17 protein-coding genes and 1 tRNA gene are annotated in these 16,315 nt (G+C 63.1%); all 18 read right to left on the bottom strand.

All coding sequences use genetic code 11. From position 1 onward, the window contains the following. Positions 1 to 14 precede the first annotated feature (14 nt). On the bottom strand, positions 15 to 443 hold the full coding sequence (locus AC1DYM_RS14680) for a hypothetical protein (protein ID WP_477339511.1): 429 nt from the start codon (positions 441 to 443) through the stop codon (positions 15 to 17). A 78-nt stretch (positions 444 to 521) separates the two neighbouring features. Next, positions 522 to 770 carry a hypothetical protein gene (locus tag AC1DYM_RS14675; RefSeq protein ID WP_477339509.1) on the bottom strand — a complete coding sequence of 83 codons (249 nt, stop codon included), beginning with the start codon at positions 768 to 770 and terminating at the stop codon, positions 522 to 524. Positions 771 to 789: 19 nt separating this feature from the next. Next, positions 790 to 1,017, bottom strand: coding sequence for a hypothetical protein (locus tag AC1DYM_RS14670; protein ID WP_477339507.1), 228 nt, complete (start codon positions 1,015 to 1,017; stop codon positions 790 to 792). Positions 1,018 to 1,124: 107 nt separating this feature from the next. Continuing rightward, a tRNA-Met gene (locus tag AC1DYM_RS14665) sits at positions 1,125 to 1,201 on the bottom strand. Positions 1,202 to 1,339: 138 nt separating this feature from the next. Continuing rightward, positions 1,340 to 2,800, bottom strand: coding sequence for an NADH-quinone oxidoreductase subunit NuoN (gene nuoN / locus AC1DYM_RS14660; RefSeq protein ID WP_477339505.1), 1,461 nt, complete (start codon positions 2,798 to 2,800; stop codon positions 1,340 to 1,342). Positions 2,801 to 2,813: 13 nt separating this feature from the next. Then, positions 2,814 to 4,325, bottom strand: a complete 1,512-nt coding sequence (locus AC1DYM_RS14655; protein WP_046968714.1) for an NADH-quinone oxidoreductase subunit M — start codon at positions 4,323 to 4,325, stop codon at positions 2,814 to 2,816. Positions 4,326 to 4,339: 14 nt separating this feature from the next. After that, positions 4,340 to 6,430, bottom strand: a complete 2,091-nt coding sequence (gene nuoL, locus AC1DYM_RS14650) for an NADH-quinone oxidoreductase subunit L (protein ID WP_477339503.1) — start codon at positions 6,428 to 6,430, stop codon at positions 4,340 to 4,342. 4 nt (positions 6,431 to 6,434) lie between these two features. Further along, positions 6,435 to 6,740 carry an NADH-quinone oxidoreductase subunit NuoK gene (nuoK, locus tag AC1DYM_RS14645; protein WP_036112219.1) on the bottom strand — a complete coding sequence of 102 codons (306 nt, stop codon included), beginning with the start codon at positions 6,738 to 6,740 and terminating at the stop codon, positions 6,435 to 6,437. Then, positions 6,737 to 7,396, bottom strand: a complete 660-nt coding sequence (locus AC1DYM_RS14640; RefSeq protein WP_477339501.1) for an NADH-quinone oxidoreductase subunit J — start codon at positions 7,394 to 7,396, stop codon at positions 6,737 to 6,739. The genes nuoK and AC1DYM_RS14640 overlap by 4 nt, the downstream gene beginning before the upstream one ends. Before the next feature lie 19 nt (positions 7,397 to 7,415). Next, on the bottom strand, positions 7,416 to 7,907 hold the full coding sequence (gene nuoI, locus AC1DYM_RS14635; protein ID WP_046968717.1) for an NADH-quinone oxidoreductase subunit NuoI: 492 nt from the start codon (positions 7,905 to 7,907) through the stop codon (positions 7,416 to 7,418). A 5-nt stretch (positions 7,908 to 7,912) separates the two neighbouring features. Further along, positions 7,913 to 8,935 (bottom strand): NADH-quinone oxidoreductase subunit NuoH, encoded by a 1,023-nt coding sequence (gene nuoH, locus AC1DYM_RS14630; protein WP_477339499.1) that lies wholly within the window; start codon positions 8,933 to 8,935, stop codon positions 7,913 to 7,915. Between the two features lie 2 nt (positions 8,936 to 8,937). After that, the gene (nuoG, locus tag AC1DYM_RS14625) at positions 8,938 to 11,250 is read right to left on the bottom strand and encodes an NADH-quinone oxidoreductase subunit NuoG (protein WP_477339497.1); all 2,313 of its coding nucleotides are present in this window, start codon (positions 11,248 to 11,250) and stop codon (positions 8,938 to 8,940) included. Further along, positions 11,247 to 12,590: an NADH-quinone oxidoreductase subunit NuoF gene (gene nuoF / locus AC1DYM_RS14620; protein WP_477339495.1), complete on the bottom strand. Its 1,344-nt coding sequence runs from the start codon at positions 12,588 to 12,590 to the stop codon at positions 11,247 to 11,249. The genes nuoG and nuoF overlap by 4 nt, the downstream gene beginning before the upstream one ends. 10 nt (positions 12,591 to 12,600) lie before the next feature. Further along, a complete protein-coding gene (gene nuoE / locus AC1DYM_RS14615; protein ID WP_046968721.1) occupies positions 12,601 to 13,128 on the bottom strand; it encodes an NADH-quinone oxidoreductase subunit NuoE in 528 nt (175 codons plus the stop codon). A 21-nt stretch (positions 13,129 to 13,149) separates the two neighbouring features. Further along, positions 13,150 to 14,379, bottom strand: a complete 1,230-nt coding sequence (locus tag AC1DYM_RS14610; protein ID WP_477339642.1) for an NADH-quinone oxidoreductase subunit D — start codon at positions 14,377 to 14,379, stop codon at positions 13,150 to 13,152. Between the two features lie 27 nt (positions 14,380 to 14,406). Continuing rightward, positions 14,407 to 15,135, bottom strand: a complete 729-nt coding sequence (locus tag AC1DYM_RS14605; protein WP_477339493.1) for an NADH-quinone oxidoreductase subunit C — start codon at positions 15,133 to 15,135, stop codon at positions 14,407 to 14,409. A gap of 13 nt (positions 15,136 to 15,148) precedes the next feature. Beyond that, positions 15,149 to 15,703 carry a NuoB/complex I 20 kDa subunit family protein gene (locus AC1DYM_RS14600; protein WP_046968724.1) on the bottom strand — a complete coding sequence of 185 codons (555 nt, stop codon included), beginning with the start codon at positions 15,701 to 15,703 and terminating at the stop codon, positions 15,149 to 15,151. Further along, positions 15,694 to 16,050 (bottom strand): NADH-quinone oxidoreductase subunit A, encoded by a 357-nt coding sequence (locus AC1DYM_RS14595; RefSeq protein ID WP_046968725.1) that lies wholly within the window; start codon positions 16,048 to 16,050, stop codon positions 15,694 to 15,696. Before AC1DYM_RS14595 ends, AC1DYM_RS14600 begins: the two co-directional genes overlap by 10 nt. Between the last annotated feature and the right edge of the window lie 265 nt (positions 16,051 to 16,315).

The following is a 16,315-nucleotide window of genomic DNA, read 5'->3' as shown; positions in this document are numbered from 1 at the left end:
GCTCCGACGGGGTGTCAGCGGCCGGACGGATCCGCATCGGGTGCCATGCCGACGTTCAAGCCGAGAAAGGCCAGTCCGGTGGCGGCACCGGCGACACTGCCCCAGGCCACCACCAGGCCGCTCCATCCGGACAGTAGCCCCGCGGCCGCTCCTGTCAGCAAACCAGCCAGGACATACGCGGCGCCAAAGGGTCTCGCTACACGACGCAAAACGATCGCTGCGGGGACGCCGACCAGGAGCATGGCGCCGTAGCCGTAGGCAGCCCCGAACATCGCAGTGAGCGGCAAATGCATCACCGCCTCGTCTGGCGCCACCGGGCTATCCGGCACGACGAACGGCGTGGCGATCGCGAAGAGGATGGCAACCAACGGGGCGACAGCGAAGGCGGCAGGACTGAGGGCCCGGGAAGATGGGATCACGGGGTCCATGGCGGTCGCGCTCACATTGCCTGACCTTAGAAACAGCTTACAGAAGGCCTATTGGACGATGTTTTCGTGACAGCCCCAAGGCAACGCCTGACCTCAGGACAAATCCCGGGGAAACGTGCCGACCTTCTTCCGGACGTAGATCGCCACGCCGATCGGCAGATAGCTCAACAGGTACACCGCATCGGGGTAGCCGGAGTAAGCGAGCAGGAACACCGGTATAAGGGGAACGACGAGTGCGAACGGCCACAGCATGCCGAGCAGCCGGTTCAACGAGACCACGACGATAAGCAAGCCCACGCCGGTGGTCGTCAGGTTGGCAGCAACGATTGTCACCAGGCTCATGCTCTCGCCTCGTATGCCATTACATCTCGGGTACGGCGCCGATGCTCTCGAGCATGATGGGATCCGCGTAGTCGCCCGTCTCAGGGTTCGCTGCCTGCGCAAACGCGATCACGCCAAGACAGGTCTCACCCATTTTCACGGCCCTGCGGCGCGCCTCGGATTCCGTTTTGAACGACAGGGGCGTCATGGCTTCGGTCCTGCCGCGTTTCCCGGTCTTGAAACCCTGCACTACGTAGATCGTTTCCATGGTGTCGCCTTCAGAGTAAGTCGCCATCATGGACCCTTGCGTCGGCAAGAGCTGAGACAGAGCAAAAAAAAACGCGRACCGTGAGGTYCGCGYTTTTCAGAAATAACTGGTAGCGGGGGTAGGATTCGAACCTACGACCTTCGGGTTATGAGCCCGACGAGCTGCCAGACTGCTCCACCCCGCATCAGAGYCGSCAAGTATACGGAGGTGGCTAGATTCTTGCAAGCATTCTGCAACGATAAATCAACAATCAGCACGTACCCCCGAAAAAAAAGGGCGCGAACCAACGTCCGCGCCCTTCTCGTAACGACGTGTCCGACGCTCAGCCCGCGAAGGCCTTCTGGCACCAGGCCAGCAGCGGCGACCAGGTAAAGCCCAGTACCAGCAGCGCGAGTGCATTGAGCGAGAGCACCCAGCGAGCCGGTGCATCGGCGGTGGCACGAACATCGGTGCCTTCGACCGGCGCGTCGAAGTACATGACCTTCACCACGCGCAGGTAGTAGTACAGACCGATGATCGCGGCGACCGCGCCCACCAGGGCCAGCCACAACATACCCGCGTTCACAGCCGCCTTCAGCACCAGCAGCTTGCCGTAGAAACCGAACAGCGGCGGCACGCCGGCCAGCGAAAACATCACCAGCAGCATCAGGAAAGCGAACCACGGCGAACGCTGGTTGAGACCCTTCAGGTCATCGATCTCTTCGCACTCGAAGCCCGAGCGCGACAGCACGATGATCATGCCGAAGGCCGCGGCGCTGGTCAGCGCATAGCTCACGGCATAGAACATCGATGCCGAGTAGCCTTCCGGGCCGCCGTTGACGAAGCCGACCAGCAGGTAGCCCATGTGCGAGATGGTCGAATAGGCCAGCAGGCGCTTCAGGTTGGTCTGCACGAGGGCGACGAGGTTACCGATCGCCAGCGAGAGCACGGCCAGCACGGCAAGCATCAGCTGCCACTGCGGGGCGAGGCCCGTGGCACCACCGGCGGCGTCGCCCATGCCGGTTGAGAGCAGACGGTAGGCCATGCCGAAGGCGGCCAGCTTCTGCGCCGAACCGATGAACACAGTCACGGCGGTCGGCGAGCCTTGGTAGACGTCCGGGATCCACATGTGGAACGGCGCCGCACCCAGTTTGAAGCCGATGCCGGTGATCATGAAGACCAGGCCGAACAGCAGCAGGGTCTTCCACTCGGTACCGACGATCGCGGCGTGGATCGTGTGCAGGTCGAGGCTGTGGGTGGCACCGTAGACCATCGACATGCCGTACAGCAGCATGCCCGAGGCCAGTGCGCCCAGCACGAAGTACTTGATCGCCGCTTCCGACGAGAGGCTCGAATCGCGGTTGAGCGCGACCAGGGCGTAGGACGACAGCGTCAGCAGTTCGAGGCCGAGATACACGGTGACCAGGCTGCCGGCCGAAACCAGGAACATGATGCCGACGGTGGCGAAGATCGTCAGCGTGTAGAACTCGCCGAACGGAATCGCGCGTTCCTTAAGATACGGACGCGCGTAGACGAAGATCATCGCCGTGATCAGCAGCGAGAACACCTTCAGCACTTCGGCCACGCCATCGCGGATGAACATGCCACCGAAGGCGCTGACCGGCGAGGCCGGCTGGCCGCTGACGACGAGGTACGCGCCAACCAGCAGGACGAGGATGGAGAGCCAATGCACCGCGCCCTTCTGGCCCGGCTTGAGGTAAGCATCCAGAAGAAGCAGCACGCAGGCTGCCAACACGAGATAAATCTCGGGGAGCAGGATCAGGATGTCGTTGATACTCGGCATGGATAGTTCCCGCTCAGACTTTGGTAATGGCCAGCTGCTCGACAATCCGAGCAACCGACGCATCCATCAGGTGGACCAGCGGCTCCGGCCAGATGCCGAAGAGCAGCACACCGGCGGCGAACGCGCTCAGCATGAAGATTTCGCGACCGTTGACGTCTTTCAGTTCCGCGACGTGGTGGTTCGTGACCTTGCCCCAGAGCACGCGCTTCACCATCCACAGCGTGTAGGCCGCGCCGATGATCAGGGTGAACGCGGCAAATAGCGCGATCCACGGGTTGGCACTGAACGCGGCCAGGATGACCATGAACTCGCCGACGAAACCACTCGTGCCGGGCAGACCACTGTTGGCCATGGCGAACAGCACGTAGAACGGGGCGAAGATCGGCATCACGTTGATGACGCCGCCGTAGTCCTTGATCTGACGCGTGTGCATGCGGTCGTACAGGACGCCGATGCAGCTGAACATCGCGCCGGAGATGAAGCCGTGCGAGATCATCTGGACCATCGCACCCTGCATGCCCAGGCGGGCGGCATCCGGGTTGTTCGTCTCACGAACCAGGATGAAGGCAATGAAGATGCCCAGGGTGACGAAACCCATGTGCGCGATGGACGAATAGGCCACCAGCTTCTTCATGTCCTGCTGGACGAGTGCGATGTAGCCGATGTAGCAGACCGCGATCAGGCTGAGGACGACGATGAGCCACTCGTAGTGCTGCGAGGCATCCGGCGCGATCGGCAGGCTGAAACGGATGAAACCGTAGCCACCGATCTTCAGCATCACCGCCGCCAGCACCACCGAACCGCCGGTAGGCGCTTCCACGTGGGCATCCGGCAGCCAGGTATGCACCGGCACCATCGGGACCTTGATGGCGAAGCCCAGCAGGAAGGCGAAGAACAGCCAGCTCTGTTCGGTCAGCGTCAGGTGCACGGCGGCCATGTCGGCGATGGCAAAGCTGCCGCCGGTCTTGTGCCAGAGGTAAAGCAGGCCGACCAGCATGAAGATCGAGCCGAAGAACGTGTAGATGAAGAACTTCAGCGTCGCGTAGACACGGCGCGGACCACCCCAGATACCGATGATGATGAACATCGGGATCAGCATGGCTTCGAAGAACACGTAGAACAGCATCGCGTCCGTCGCGCAGAAGACGCCGATCATGGCGCCTTCGAGCAGCAGCATCGCCGCCATGTACTGATGCGGCTTGTTCTGGATGATCTCCCACGCACCCACGATCACGAGGATCTGGGTGAAGGTCGTGAGGATGATCAGCGCGACCGAGATACCGTCGACGGCCAGCGAGTAGTTGATGCCCAGGGACGGAATCCAGCTCAACGATTCGTTGAGCTGCATCGTACCCGTGGTGGCGTCATAGGCAGGGATGAGGGCCAGGCTGGCGGCGAAGGTAGCAACCGCGACCAGCAGCGAGATCCAGCGGGCAAGGCCGGGGCGACCGGTCCCGGCGAGCAGCACCGGGATGGCGCCGACGACCGGGAGCCAGATCAGCAGGCTGAGCAAGTGATTCGACATAGAGCTCGTTTCCCTTATTGCCCGATCAGCCAGTATCCGCCCAAGAGCAGGATAAGGCCGAGGATCATGGCGAACACGTAGTGGAAGAGGAATCCGGATTGCAGGCGGCGGACGCCACCGGCGATGCGCTGCACAAGGTTGGCCGAGCCGTTGACGATCGCACCGTCGATGATGGCGGTATCGCCCACCTTCGACAGGCCTTCGCCCAGCTTCACGCCACCCTTCGCAAACACCGCGAAGTAGAGTTCATCGATCCAGTACTTGTGGTCGAGCAGGTTGTATACCGGCTTCAGCGCGTTCTTGATCTTTCCGGCAAGCGCGACATTGAAGAGGTAGATGTAGGTGGCAACGGCGAAGCCGGCGAAGGCGAGCCAGAACGGCGCCTGCATGAAGCCATGCAGACCTGCGGCGATCGCACCGTGGAACTCGTGGCCGAGTTCGGCGAGCACGTCGTTCGCTTCATTGACGTGGATGGCCTTGCCGAACCAGTCGCCGAACAGCATCGGACCGACCGTGAGACCACCGATGATGATCGACGGGATCGCGAGCAGGACGAGCGGAACGGTGACGACCCACGGCGACTCGTGCGGGGCATGCTCGAGCACGCCCGGCGTGCCGTGGTGGTCATCGTCGTCGTGCGCCACATCGTGCGCGCCGTGCGCATCGTCGTGATGAGCATCGTTGTGAACGGCGTGGGCATCATGCCCGTGGCCATGCGCCTTTGCCTCGACCCGGAAACGCTCCTTGCCGTGGAAGGTCATGTAGAGCAGGCGGAAGCTGTACAACGAGGTGACGAACACGCCCGCCATGACGCAGAAGTAGGCGTAACCCGCACCCCAGCGATGCGACTCGCCGACGGCTTCGATGATCGCGTCCTTCGAGTAGAAGCCTGCAAAGAACGGCGTACCGGCCAGTGCCAGCGAACCGATCCACATGGTGATGCAGGTGATCTTCATGTGCTTGCCGAGGCCGCCCATGTAGCGCATGTCCTGCTCGTGGTGCATGCCCATGATGACCGAGCCGGCGCCGAGGAACAGCAGCGCCTTGAAGAAGGCATGGGTCATCAGGTGGAACACGGCGCCGCTGTAAGCGGACACGCCGAGCGCGACCGTCATGTAGCCGAGCTGCGAGAGCGTCGAGTACGCGATGACGCGCTTGATGTCGTTCTGGACGATGCCGATCAGGCCGGTGAACAGCGCCGTGGTCGAACCGATCACCAGGATGAAGGACAGCGCACCCTCGGTCAGCTCGAAGATCGGCGACATGCGCGCGACCATGAAGATACCGGCGGTGACCATCGTCGCCGCATGGATCAGCGCGGAGATGGGGGTCGGGCCTTCCATCGAGTCCGGCAGCCACACGTGCAGCGGGACCTGGGCGGACTTGCCCATCGCACCGATGAACAGCAGGATGCCGATCACGGTCGCGGCGTCCCAGGCATGGTTCTGGGTGATCTGCAGCGTCTTGCCGACCAGCTCGGGAGCGTGGTCGAAGGCCGTCTGGTAATCCAGCGTACCCAGGAAATACAGGATCGCCGAGATGCCGAGGAGGAAACCGAAGTCGCCCACGCGGTTGACCAGGAAGGCCTTGAGGTTGGCGAAGATCGCCGTCGGGCGCTTGTACCAGAAGCCGATCAGCAGGTACGACACCAGACCCACCGCTTCCCAGCCGAAGAACAGCTGCATGAAGTTGTTGCTCATGACGAGCATCAACATCGAGAAGGTGAACAGGGAGATGTAGCTGAAGAAGCGCTGGTAGCTCGGGTCTTCCGCCATGTAGCCGATGGTGTACAGATGCACCAGCAGCGACACGAAGGTCACCACCACCATCATCATGGCGGTGAGGCGGTCGATCATGAAGCCGACCGAGGCGTGGAAGCGGCCGATCTCGAACCAGGTGTAGACGTCCTGGTTGAAGTTCTGCGCGCCACCCCAGACCAGCTGGTAGAGGACGTAGAAGGACAGGCCACAGGCGATCGCCACGCCCAGGATGGTCGCGGTGTGCGCCCCTGCCCGGCCGATCAGCTTGCCGAAGAGGCCGGCCAGGATCGCGCCGACCAGGGGGGCCAGTGCGATCGTCAGCAGGATTGAAAGCGAGAGACTCATCGGATCAACCCTTCATGCTGTCGATTTCGGCGACATTGATCGTGCTGCGATTACGGAACAGCAGGACCAGGATCGCCAGGCCGATAGCGGATTCCGCTGCGGCCACGGTAAGGATGAAGAACACGAAGACCTGGCCGCCGACATCGCCGAAGAAGCGCGAGAAGGCCACGAAGTTGGTGTTCACCGCCAGGAGCATCAGCTCGATCGCCATGAGCAGCACGATCACGTTCTTGCGGTTGATGAAGAGTCCGGCGACCGCGATACAGAAGAGGATCGCGCCGAGGACGATGTAATGGGAAAGCGTGATCACTTGGCGTTCTCCTGCGTCGGGTCGACAACCGGGGCCGGAGCCGGGCTGACGGAAGCCATCTGTTCGCTGGCGACCTTGATCACGCGAACGCGGTCGGTAGCCTGGACCTCGACCTGCTGCGCCGCGGACTGGTGACGGACGCCGGTACGCTGACGCAGGGTCAGGGCCACGGCGGCGACGATACCCACGGTAAGGATCAGGGCGGCGATTTCGAACGGCAGCAGGAAGTCGGTGTACAGGGCCTGGCCCAGCCACGCGACGTTCGAGTTACCGGCCGGGTTGGGACCGAGCGTGTGGGCGTGCATGGCCTTCACGCCGATCATCGCCAGCATTTCGACCAGCATGACCACCGCGACGACGATGCCGACCGGCAGGTAGCGGATGAAGCCCTCGCGGACGACCTCCTGCTTGATGTCGAGCATCATGACCACGAACAGGAACAGCACCATCACCGCGCCGACGTAGACGACGACCAGGGCGACGGCCAGGAACTCCGCCTCGGCCAGCAGCCAGACGCAGGCCATGCTGAAGAAGGTCAACACCAGCGAGAGCACGGCGTGGACCGAGTTCTTCACGGTGATCACCATCAGCGCACCGATGACGGCCACCGCGGCGAAGAGGTAGAAACAGATGAGTTGAAGCAGATCGGTATTCATCGCGTGATTCTCCGGGCGCTCAGCGGTAAGCCGCGTCTTGCGCGCGGGCGGCAGCGATGTCCTGCTCGAAGCGGTCACCGATGGCCAGCAGCTGGGCCTTGGTCACTACGTTCTCGCCGCGATGTTCGAAGTGGTACTCGTGCACGTGCGTCTCGACGATGGAATCCACCGGGCAGCTCTCCTCGCAGAAGCCGCAGAAAATGCACTTGAACAGGTCGATGTCGTAGCGCGTGGTACGGCGCTGGCCATCTTCCGGACGCGGGGCGGAGTCGATCGTGATCGCCAGCGCCGGGCACACCGCCTCGCACAGCTTGCAGGCGATGCAACGCTCTTCACCGTTGGCGTAACGGCGCAAGGCGTGCAGGCCGCGGAAGCGGTTCGACTTCGGGATGTGCTCGAACGGATAACGGATCGTGTACTTCGGGCTGAACATGTAGCGCATGGTCAGGCCCATGCCCTTGAACAGCTCGATGAGCAACAGACTCTTGAAATAGTGGGTTACGCGGGTCATGGCGTTCAGGCTCCCGTGCCAACGTGGACCAGGCCGAAATACTTCATGCAGCCGGCGACGAGGACCCAGACGATCGTGATGGGGATGAAGACCTTCCAGCCGAGACGCATGATCTGGTCATAGCGGTAGCGCGGGAAGCTCGCGCGGAACCACAGGAACAGGAAGGCGAAGAAGAAGGCCTTGATGAAGAGCCAATGGAAACCACCGTGGCCGATCAGGCCCCAGCTTTCCGGGAACGGTGACAGCCAGCCGCCCATGAAGAAGATCGAGGTCAGGAAGCTGACCAGGATCATGTTGGCGTATTCGGCCAGGAAGAACAGCGCGAACGGCGAGCCGGAGTATTCGACGTGGAAGCCCGCGACGATTTCGGATTCGCCTTCGGCCACGTCGAACGGGGCGCGGTTGGTTTCCGCCACGCCCGAGACGAAGTAGATGACGAACACCGGCAGCAGCGGCAGCCAGTWCCAGGTGAAGAAGTTGCCCGACTGCGCGTTGACGATCRCCGAGAGGTTCAGGCTACCGGTCAGCACCAGCACGCAGACGATGGACATGCCCATCGACAGTTCGTACGAGATCACCTGCGCCGCGGCGCGCATCGCACCGAGCATCGCGTAGCGCGAGTTCGAGGACCAGCCGGCGAGGATGATGCCGTACACGCCCATGGAGGTCATCGCGAGCAGGTAGAGCACGCCGGCGTTGACGTTGGCGAGCACGACTTCCGGACCGAACGGCACCACGGCCCACGCGGCGAGCGCGGGCACCAGGGCCAGCATCGGTGCGAGGAAGTACAGCGCGCGGTTCGCGTTGGTCGGCAGTACCACTTCCTTGAGAAGCAGTTTGACGACGTCGGCAAAGGCCTGGAGCAGACCGGCAGGACCGACCTTGTTCGGCCCCATGCGGACGTGCATCCAGCCGAGCACCTTACGTTCCCACCAGACGTACAGTGCGACGCCGATGACCAGCGGCAACACGATCGCCAGGATGTAGATCACCGGCATCAAGACGTGATCGAAGAGTTGAGCGCCCATGGTTACGCCTTGCTCACGGTGATGGCCGCGCCGTACGGAGGCAGCATGGCGGTTTCGGAGTGCGCGGCTTCGATCCAGGCGGCACCGTCAGGCACCGAGGCATCGATGGCCACCGGAAGGACGACATCGCCGATGCGCGCATTGGCGCCATCGATGAGGCCGAGCTTGCCGGCGTCGTCCGCGTTGACGCGGATGGCGGCGGCGCGGTTCAGCGGATGCGAAGCCAGCGCGCCGGCACGACGGACCACCGCATCGACGCGGTAGATCGGCGTGGTGGCCAGGCGCGAGAACGACACGCCCGAGGCGCGGGTGGCGAGCGAGGGACGAACCTCCGACGCACGCTCGGTCAGACCCGCACGCAGGCCGACGAGATCGTCGAACTCGAAGCCGGCCACGTTGAGCATGCCGCCCAGCGCGCGCAGTACCTTCCAGCCCGGACGTGCCTCACCCGGTGCCTTGGCACCCGGCAGCACGGTCTGCGCGGTACCTTCGACGTTGACCAGGGTCGCGTCGATTTCCGGCGTCAGGCCGATCGGCAGGATCACATCCGCCGAATCCTTCAGCGCATCGCTGGCGAAGCCAGCGAACGCAACCACGGTCTGCGCCGAATGCATCGCCTGCAGGGCAAGCGTGCCATCGGCGAAATCGTGCGGCGGCTCGACGTTGTAGAGCACGTAACCCTTGCGCGCCTGGGCAAGCATGCCGCGTGCATCGAGACCGCCGGCGGTCGGCAGGACGCCGACCGACGCGAGGCCGAGCGCATTGGCGCCGACCGGGATCTCGTTGAACGAGGCACCGGCAGCCTGTGCGATGAAGCGAGCGATGGCGCGCAACCACGAAGCTTCCGGGTGGGTCACCGCGGCGTGGCCGAGGATGACCACCGCGTTCTCACCGAGCGCCTTGAACGCCGCGCGGTGAGCGTCGGTCGTTTCCACCCCGTTGAGAGCGGATGCAATCGACTCCGGCACCGTGGCGCCGTTCTCGCTGGCGGCCTTGGCCAGGACCAGCAGTTCGGCGACCAGCGCATGCGGCGCAGCGACGGACTCGCCGGCCAGCGGGTAGTTGAAATTGAAGTGGGCCGGATTGACCGCGTAAACCTTGGCGCCCTTCTTCACCGCCTGACGGACGCGATGGTTGAGCAGCGGCACTTCGTTACGCAGGTCCGAGCCGACCAGCAGCGCGGCCTTGACCTTGTCGAACGACGCGATCGGCGAGGCGAACGCCTTCGCGAAGGCGTTGTCGGCGAAGTCGAGCTGACGCAGGCGGTGGTCGATGTGGGCGCTGCCCAGGCCGCGAGCGAGACGGATGAGCAGTTCGCCCTCCTCGTTCGACGTCGCCGGATTCACCAGCAGGCCGAGGTCCGAACCCGGAACGCTCTTCAACGCTTCGGCGGCGACCGCGAGCGCGTCGTCCCAGGTCGTTGCCGACCACTGGCCGTTACGCTTGACCATCGGCGACTTCACGCGATCCGCGGCGTACAGGCCCTGGTGGCTGTAGCGGTCACGGTCGGACAACCAGCATTCGTTGATCGTCTCGTTGTCACGCGGCACGTTGCGCAGCACTTCACCGCGGCGCGTATGCATCCAAAGGTTGGAACCCAGCGCGTCATGGTAACCGACGGACGGGCGCGCGACCAGCTCCCAGGCGCGGGCCTGGAACTGGAACGGCTTGTTGGTCAGCGCGCCGACCGGGCAGACGTCGATGATGTTGCCCGACAGTTCGCTCTCGATCGTCTTGCCGATGTAGGTGCCGATCTCCAGGTTCTCGCCACGGCTCATGCCGCCGAGTTCGTACGTACCGGCGATCTCGCTGGTGAAGCGGACGCAGCGCGTGCACTGGATGCAGCGGGTCATCTCGGTCGCGATCAGCGGCCCGAGGTTCTCGTCGGAAACAGTGCGCTTGCGCTCGTTATAGCGCGACACCGAACGGCCGTAGCCGAGCGAGACGTCCTGCAGTTCGCATTCGCCGCCCTGATCGCAGATGGGGCAATCCAGCGGATGGTTGATCAGCAGGAATTCCATCACGTTGCGCTGTGACTTCAGCGCCTTGTCCGAACGCGTGAACACCTTCATGCCCTCGCCCACCGGCGTGGCGCATGCCGGTGCCGGCTTCGGCATCTTCTCGATTTCCACCAGGCACATGCGGCAGTTGGCGGCGATCGGAAGCTTGCGGTGGTAGCAGAAGCGCGGGATGGGAATCCCGACGGCGTCTGCCGCCTCGATGATCATCCGACCCTTGGCGATCTGCACCGGGACGCCGTCGATTTCGATATTGACGAGGTCCGGCGCGGCATTGGCTACGGGCTGCGCACTCATGCAGCGACTCCAGTGGTGACCGTGTCCGCCGGACCGTCAACGATCGAACGGCCGTGCTCCACGTAGTATTCGAATTCGTGCCAGAAGTTGGCCAGGAAGCCCTGCACCGGCCACGCGGCGGCTTCGCCGAACGCGCAGATGGTGTGGCCTTCGATCTGGCCGGCGACGGCCTTCAGGCGATGCAGGTCTTCCTGCGTGCCCTTGCCTTCCACGATGCGCGAGAGCACGCGGTGCATCCAGCCGGTGCCTTCGCGGCACGGGGTGCACTGGCCGCACGACTCCGCCATGTAGAAACGCGAGATGCGGTGGCAGGCGCGGACCATGCAGGTGGTCTCGTCCATCACGATCACGGCACCCGAACCCAGACCCGAACCCGCCTTCTGCAGCGAGTCGTAGTCCATCGTGCATTCCATGATCTTCTCGGCCGTGAGCACCTTCATCGACGAACCGCCAGGGATGCAGGCCTTGAGCTTCTTGCCGCCGCGGATACCGCCGGCCATCTGCAGCAGCTCGGAGAACGGCGTACCCAGACGGATTTCGAAATTGCCCGGGTTGGCCACGTGGCCGGAGACCGAGAAGATCTTCGGGCCGCCGTTGTTCGGCTTGCCGAGGTTGAGGAACCACTCCGCGCCGTTGCGCAGGATCGCCGGCACCGAGGCATAGGTCTCGGTGTTGTTGATCGTGGTCGGACGGCCGTACAGGCCGAAACCGGCCGGGAACGGCGGCTTGAAGCGCGGCTGGCCCTTCTTGCCTTCCAGCGATTCCATCAACGCGGTTTCTTCGCCGCAGATGTACGCGCCGGCGCCGAGGGCGTTGTAGATGTCCACGTCGATACCGGAGCCATCGATGTCCTTGCCGAGCAGGCCAGCCGCGTAGGCTTCCTTCAGGGCTTCTTCGATGTGCTCGAACGGCTCGTGGTGGAACTCGCCACGCAGGTAGTTGTAGGCGACGGTCGAGCCCGTGCAGTAGCACGCGATCGCCAGGCCTTCGATGACCGAATGCGGGTTGAAGCGCAGGATGTCACGGTCCTTGCAGGTACCCGGCTCGGACTCGTCGGAGTTGCACAGGATGTACTTCTGGCCCGGTGCCGTGCGGGGCATGAAGCTCCACTTCAGGCCCGTGGGGAAGCCGGCGCCGCCGCGACCGCGCAGCGAGCTCTTCTTGATCTCTTCGATCAGGGCGGCCGGATCCGGCTTTTCCGCCAGGATCTTGCGCCATGCCTTGTAACCGTCCACCTTTTCATAGCTCTCGAGCGCCCAGGGCTTCTCGAAATGCAGGGTCGTGTAGACGACCTGGTGTTCCTGTGGTGCGGGTCCGACCGGACCAGTGGTGCTAGCCATTGCCCTTACCTCACTTAAGACCGTCGAGGATCGCGTCGACCGAATCGGTCGTCAGCTTCTCGTGGTAGTGACCGTTGACGACCATCATCGGCGCGCCCGCGCAAGCGGCGAGGCATTCCTCTTCCTGCTTGAGATAGATGCGGCCATCGGCGGTGCTCTCGCCCGTCTTGATGCCGAGTTTCTTCTCACAATGGCGAACCAGGCCTTCGGCCCCGTTCAACCAGCAGGAAATGTTGGTGCAGATGGCGACGTTGTTGCGACCGACAGGCGTGGTCTCGAACATCGAGTAGAAGCTCGCGACCTCGTAAGCCCAGATCGCCGGCAGTTCGAGGTACTTGGCGACTGCGGTGATCAGTTCGTCGGTGAGGTAACCGACGTTCTGTTCCTGCGCCGCCATGAGCGACTGGATCAGCGCGGAGCGCTTGCGATCCGGCGGGAACTTGGAGACCCAGTGATCGATGTGGCTGCGGGTGTGATCGTTGAGCACGACAAGGGGATCGACGTCCTTGACCTGCTCAAAATGTCCGGTGGCTTTCATGATTCAGTTCACTCCGTCGACTTAGCGGTCGACTTCGCCAAAGACGAGATCGTAGGTGCCAATCATCGCGACAACGTCGGCGAGCATGTGGCCTCTCACGATCGCGTCCATGGAAGACAGGTGGGCGAAGCCGGGCGCGCGCAGATGCACGCGGAAAGGCTTGTTGGCACCGTCGGACACGAGATAGCAGCCGAACTCGCCCTTGGGCGCTTCGACGGCGGTATAGGTTTCACCGGCGGGTACGCCGTAGCCTTCCGTGAAGAGTTTGAAGTGGTGGATCAGCGCTTCCATGTCGCTCTTCATTTCTTCGCGGCTGGGCGGCGCGACCTTGTAGTTCTGCACCATCACCGGGCCCGGGTTGGCCTTCAGCCACGCCACGCACTGCTTGATGATGTTGTTCGACTGGCGCATCTCTTCGACGCGGACCAGGTAACGGTCGTAGCAGTCGCCGTTGACGCCGACCGGAATGTCGAAGTCCATGTTCGCGTAGGCGGCATACGGCTGCTTCTTGCGCAGATCCCAGGCGATACCCGAGCCGCGCAGCATGGCGCCGGTCATGCCCCAGGCCTGGGCCTTCTCGGGCGGAATGACGCCGATGCCGACCGTACGCTGCTTCCAGATACGGTTGTTGGTCAGCAGCGATTCGTATTCGTCGACGCGCGCCGGGAAATCGTTGGTGAACTCCGTGAGGTAGTCCAGCATCGAACCTTCGCGCCACGCATTGCGGCGCTTGAGGTCGGCGCCCTTGTGCCACGGCGACTCGCGGTACTTCGACATCTGGTCCGGCAGGTCGCGGTAGACGCCGCCCGGACGGTAGTACGTCGCGTGCATGCGCGCGCCGGAGACCGCCTCGTAGACGTCCATCAGTTCTTCGCGCTCACGGAACGCGTAGAGGAAGACGGCCATGGCGCCAAGATCGAGCGCGTTCGAACCCACCCACATCAGGTGGTTCAGGATGCGGGTGATCTCGTCGAACATCGTGCGGATGTACTGCGCACGGATCGGTGCCTGGATGCCGAGCAGGTTCTCGATGGCCAGCACGTACGCGTGCTCGTTGCACATCATCGAGACGTAGTCGAGGCGATCCATGTAACCGATGGACTGGTTGAACGGCTTGGACTCGGCGAGCTTCTCGGTGCCACGGTGCAGCAGGCCGATATGCGGATCAGCGCGAACGATCGTCTCGCCGTCCATCTCCAGCACCAGGCGCAACACGCCATGCGCAGCAGGATGCTGCGGGCCGAAGTTCATCGTGTAATTGCGAATTTCTTCCACGGCTTAATTCTCCCGCCAATGATCGGCGGATTCCGCCCTGGCCTGATCGAGATCGGCGTCGTTACGGATCGTGCGCGGCACGAGCACGCGCGGTTCGATCGAGACGGGTTCGTAAATCACACGCTTCTGTTCGGGGTCGTAGCGCACTTCGACGTTGCCGATCAGCGGGAAATCCTTGCGGAAGGGATGGCCCACGAAACCGTAGTCGGTAAGGATGCGACGAAGATCCGGGTGCCCGTCGAAGATGATGCCGTACAGGTCGAAGGTCTCGCGCTCGAACCAGTCCGTACCCGGCCACACCGGAGTCACCGACGGGACGATCGGGAAGGCGTCGTCTTCGCAGAAGACACGAACGCGGATGCGCTGGTTGAGTTCGATCGACAGCAGGTGGAACACCGCCGCATAACGACGCGGCTGCTCGACCTTGCGCGGGCGGTCGGCCCACGTGAAGCGACCCATGGCCTCACCTTCCACGCCACGCGAGAAGCTGTCGCCCTGCGCGGTGTCGGTGTCCCACTCGGTCTGGCCGTAGCTGAGGTAGTCGACGCCGCAGACATCGATGGGAATGGTGAAGCGGAAGCCGGCTTCGTCACGCAATGCGGTGGCGACGGCGATCAGGTCACGCGGAGCCACCTCGGCGGTGACTTCATTGCGGTCGACCTTCACCGTCAGCATGTCGCCGAAGCGCGCGGCGAGCCGTTCGACCAGCGAGGTCTCGTTAATAACGCTCATGTGCGATGCCCTGTTAACGCGCGATCGTGTGGGTGCGACGGATCTTCTTCTGCAACTGCAGGATGCCGTGGATCAGCGCTTCGGCCGTCGGCGGGCAACCCGGCACATAGATATCGACCGGAACGATGCGATCGCAGCCGCGAACGACCGAGTAGGAATAGTGGTAGTAACCGCCGCCGTTGGCGCAGGAACCCATGGAGATGACCCACTTCGGCTCGGGCATCTGGTCATAGACCTTGCGCAGCGCCGGGGCCATCTTGTTGACCAGGGTGCCGGCGACGATCATCACGTCGGACTGGCGCGGGCTGGGACGGAAGACGACGCCGAAGCGATCGAGATCCAGGCGCGCGGCACCGGCGTGCATCATTTCGACCGCACAGCAGGCCAGGCCGAAGGTCATCGGCCACATCGAACCGGTACGCGCCCAGTTCATCAGGGCGTCGATGCTGGTCACGCCGAAGCCGCGGTTCACGACCGGGGCGTCGCCGTTGGGACGAAGGATGTCGTCGACGAGGTTGAGCGGCGTCGGGTTGTGCATCACCCGATCGATGGTGGTCATCACTCCCATTCGAGCGCTCCCTTCTTCCAGACGTAAGCGAAACCGACCACGAGCAGCGCGAGGAACAGCGCCATCTCGATCAGCGCGATCGCGCCGATCTTGTCGAACACCACCGCCCAGGGAAACAGGAAGGCGATTTCGAGATCGAAGATGATGAAGAGGATGGCGATGAGGTAGTAGCGCACGTCGAACTTCATGCGCGCGTCCTCGAAGGCCTCGAAGCCGCACTCATAAGGCGAGAGCTTTTCAGAGTCGGGACGGCTGGGACCGGCAAGCATGCCGATCGCCATCAGGACCACACCTAGGCCTACGGCCACGGCAATGAACAACAGGACGGGCCAGTATTGGGCAAGCACGATGCTGCGTACCTCCGCGCCTCACTGGGCGCATCAGTGACCGTCGGCGGGGACGAGCGGTCCGGCTAGGGTCGCCAGAGCTTTTATCGAATCGATCCAAATGGATCGATCCGTGTCGGGACGCGTTGCGTACCAACAACTCCGGATATCCACAATCTCACGTTGGGGAACCGATCTATTGTACCAGTGCGTGCAGGTATCACGACAAGTATTAATAAGGGGAAAACTTGTCTGACACCGACATTCGGCGCCGAAACGCGCCGAT

Source organism: Luteibacter sp. P1_D3, from assembly GCF_056406135.1.
This window is presented reverse-complemented; position numbering and strand designations above follow the sequence as displayed.

Coding starts and splice junctions, on each gene's coding strand:
- AC1DYM_RS14675 (WP_477339509.1), bottom strand. CDS start 770: ATGAGCCTGGTGACAATCGTTGCTGCCAACCTGACGACCACCGGCGTG.
- AC1DYM_RS14670 (WP_477339507.1), bottom strand. CDS start 1,017: ATGGAAACGATCTACGTAGTGCAGGGTTTCAAGACCGGGAAACGCGGC.
- nuoN (WP_477339505.1), bottom strand. CDS start 2,800: ATGCCGAGTATCAACGACATCCTGATCCTGCTCCCCGAGATTTATCTC.
- AC1DYM_RS14655 (WP_046968714.1), bottom strand. CDS start 4,325: ATGTCGAATCACTTGCTCAGCCTGCTGATCTGGCTCCCGGTCGTCGGC.
- nuoL (WP_477339503.1), bottom strand. CDS start 6,430: ATGAGTCTCTCGCTTTCAATCCTGCTGACGATCGCACTGGCCCCCCTG.
- AC1DYM_RS14640 (WP_477339501.1), bottom strand. CDS start 7,396: ATGAATACCGATCTGCTTCAACTCATCTGTTTCTACCTCTTCGCCGCG.
- nuoI (WP_046968717.1), bottom strand. CDS start 7,907: ATGACCCGCGTAACCCACTATTTCAAGAGTCTGTTGCTCATCGAGCTG.
- nuoG (WP_477339497.1), bottom strand. CDS start 11,250: ATGAGTGCGCAGCCCGTAGCCAATGCCGCGCCGGACCTCGTCAATATC.
- nuoF (WP_477339495.1), bottom strand. CDS start 12,590: ATGGCTAGCACCACTGGTCCGGTCGGACCCGCACCACAGGAACACCAG.
- nuoE (WP_046968721.1), bottom strand. CDS start 13,128: ATGAAAGCCACCGGACATTTTGAGCAGGTCAAGGACGTCGATCCCCTT.
- AC1DYM_RS14610 (WP_477339642.1), bottom strand. CDS start 14,379: ATGAACTTCGGCCCGCAGCATCCTGCTGCGCATGGCGTGTTGCGCCTG.
- AC1DYM_RS14605 (WP_477339493.1), bottom strand. CDS start 15,135: ATGAGCGTTATTAACGAGACCTCGCTGGTCGAACGGCTCGCCGCGCGC.
- AC1DYM_RS14600 (WP_046968724.1), bottom strand. CDS start 15,703: ATGGGAGTGATGACCACCATCGATCGGGTGATGCACAACCCGACGCCG.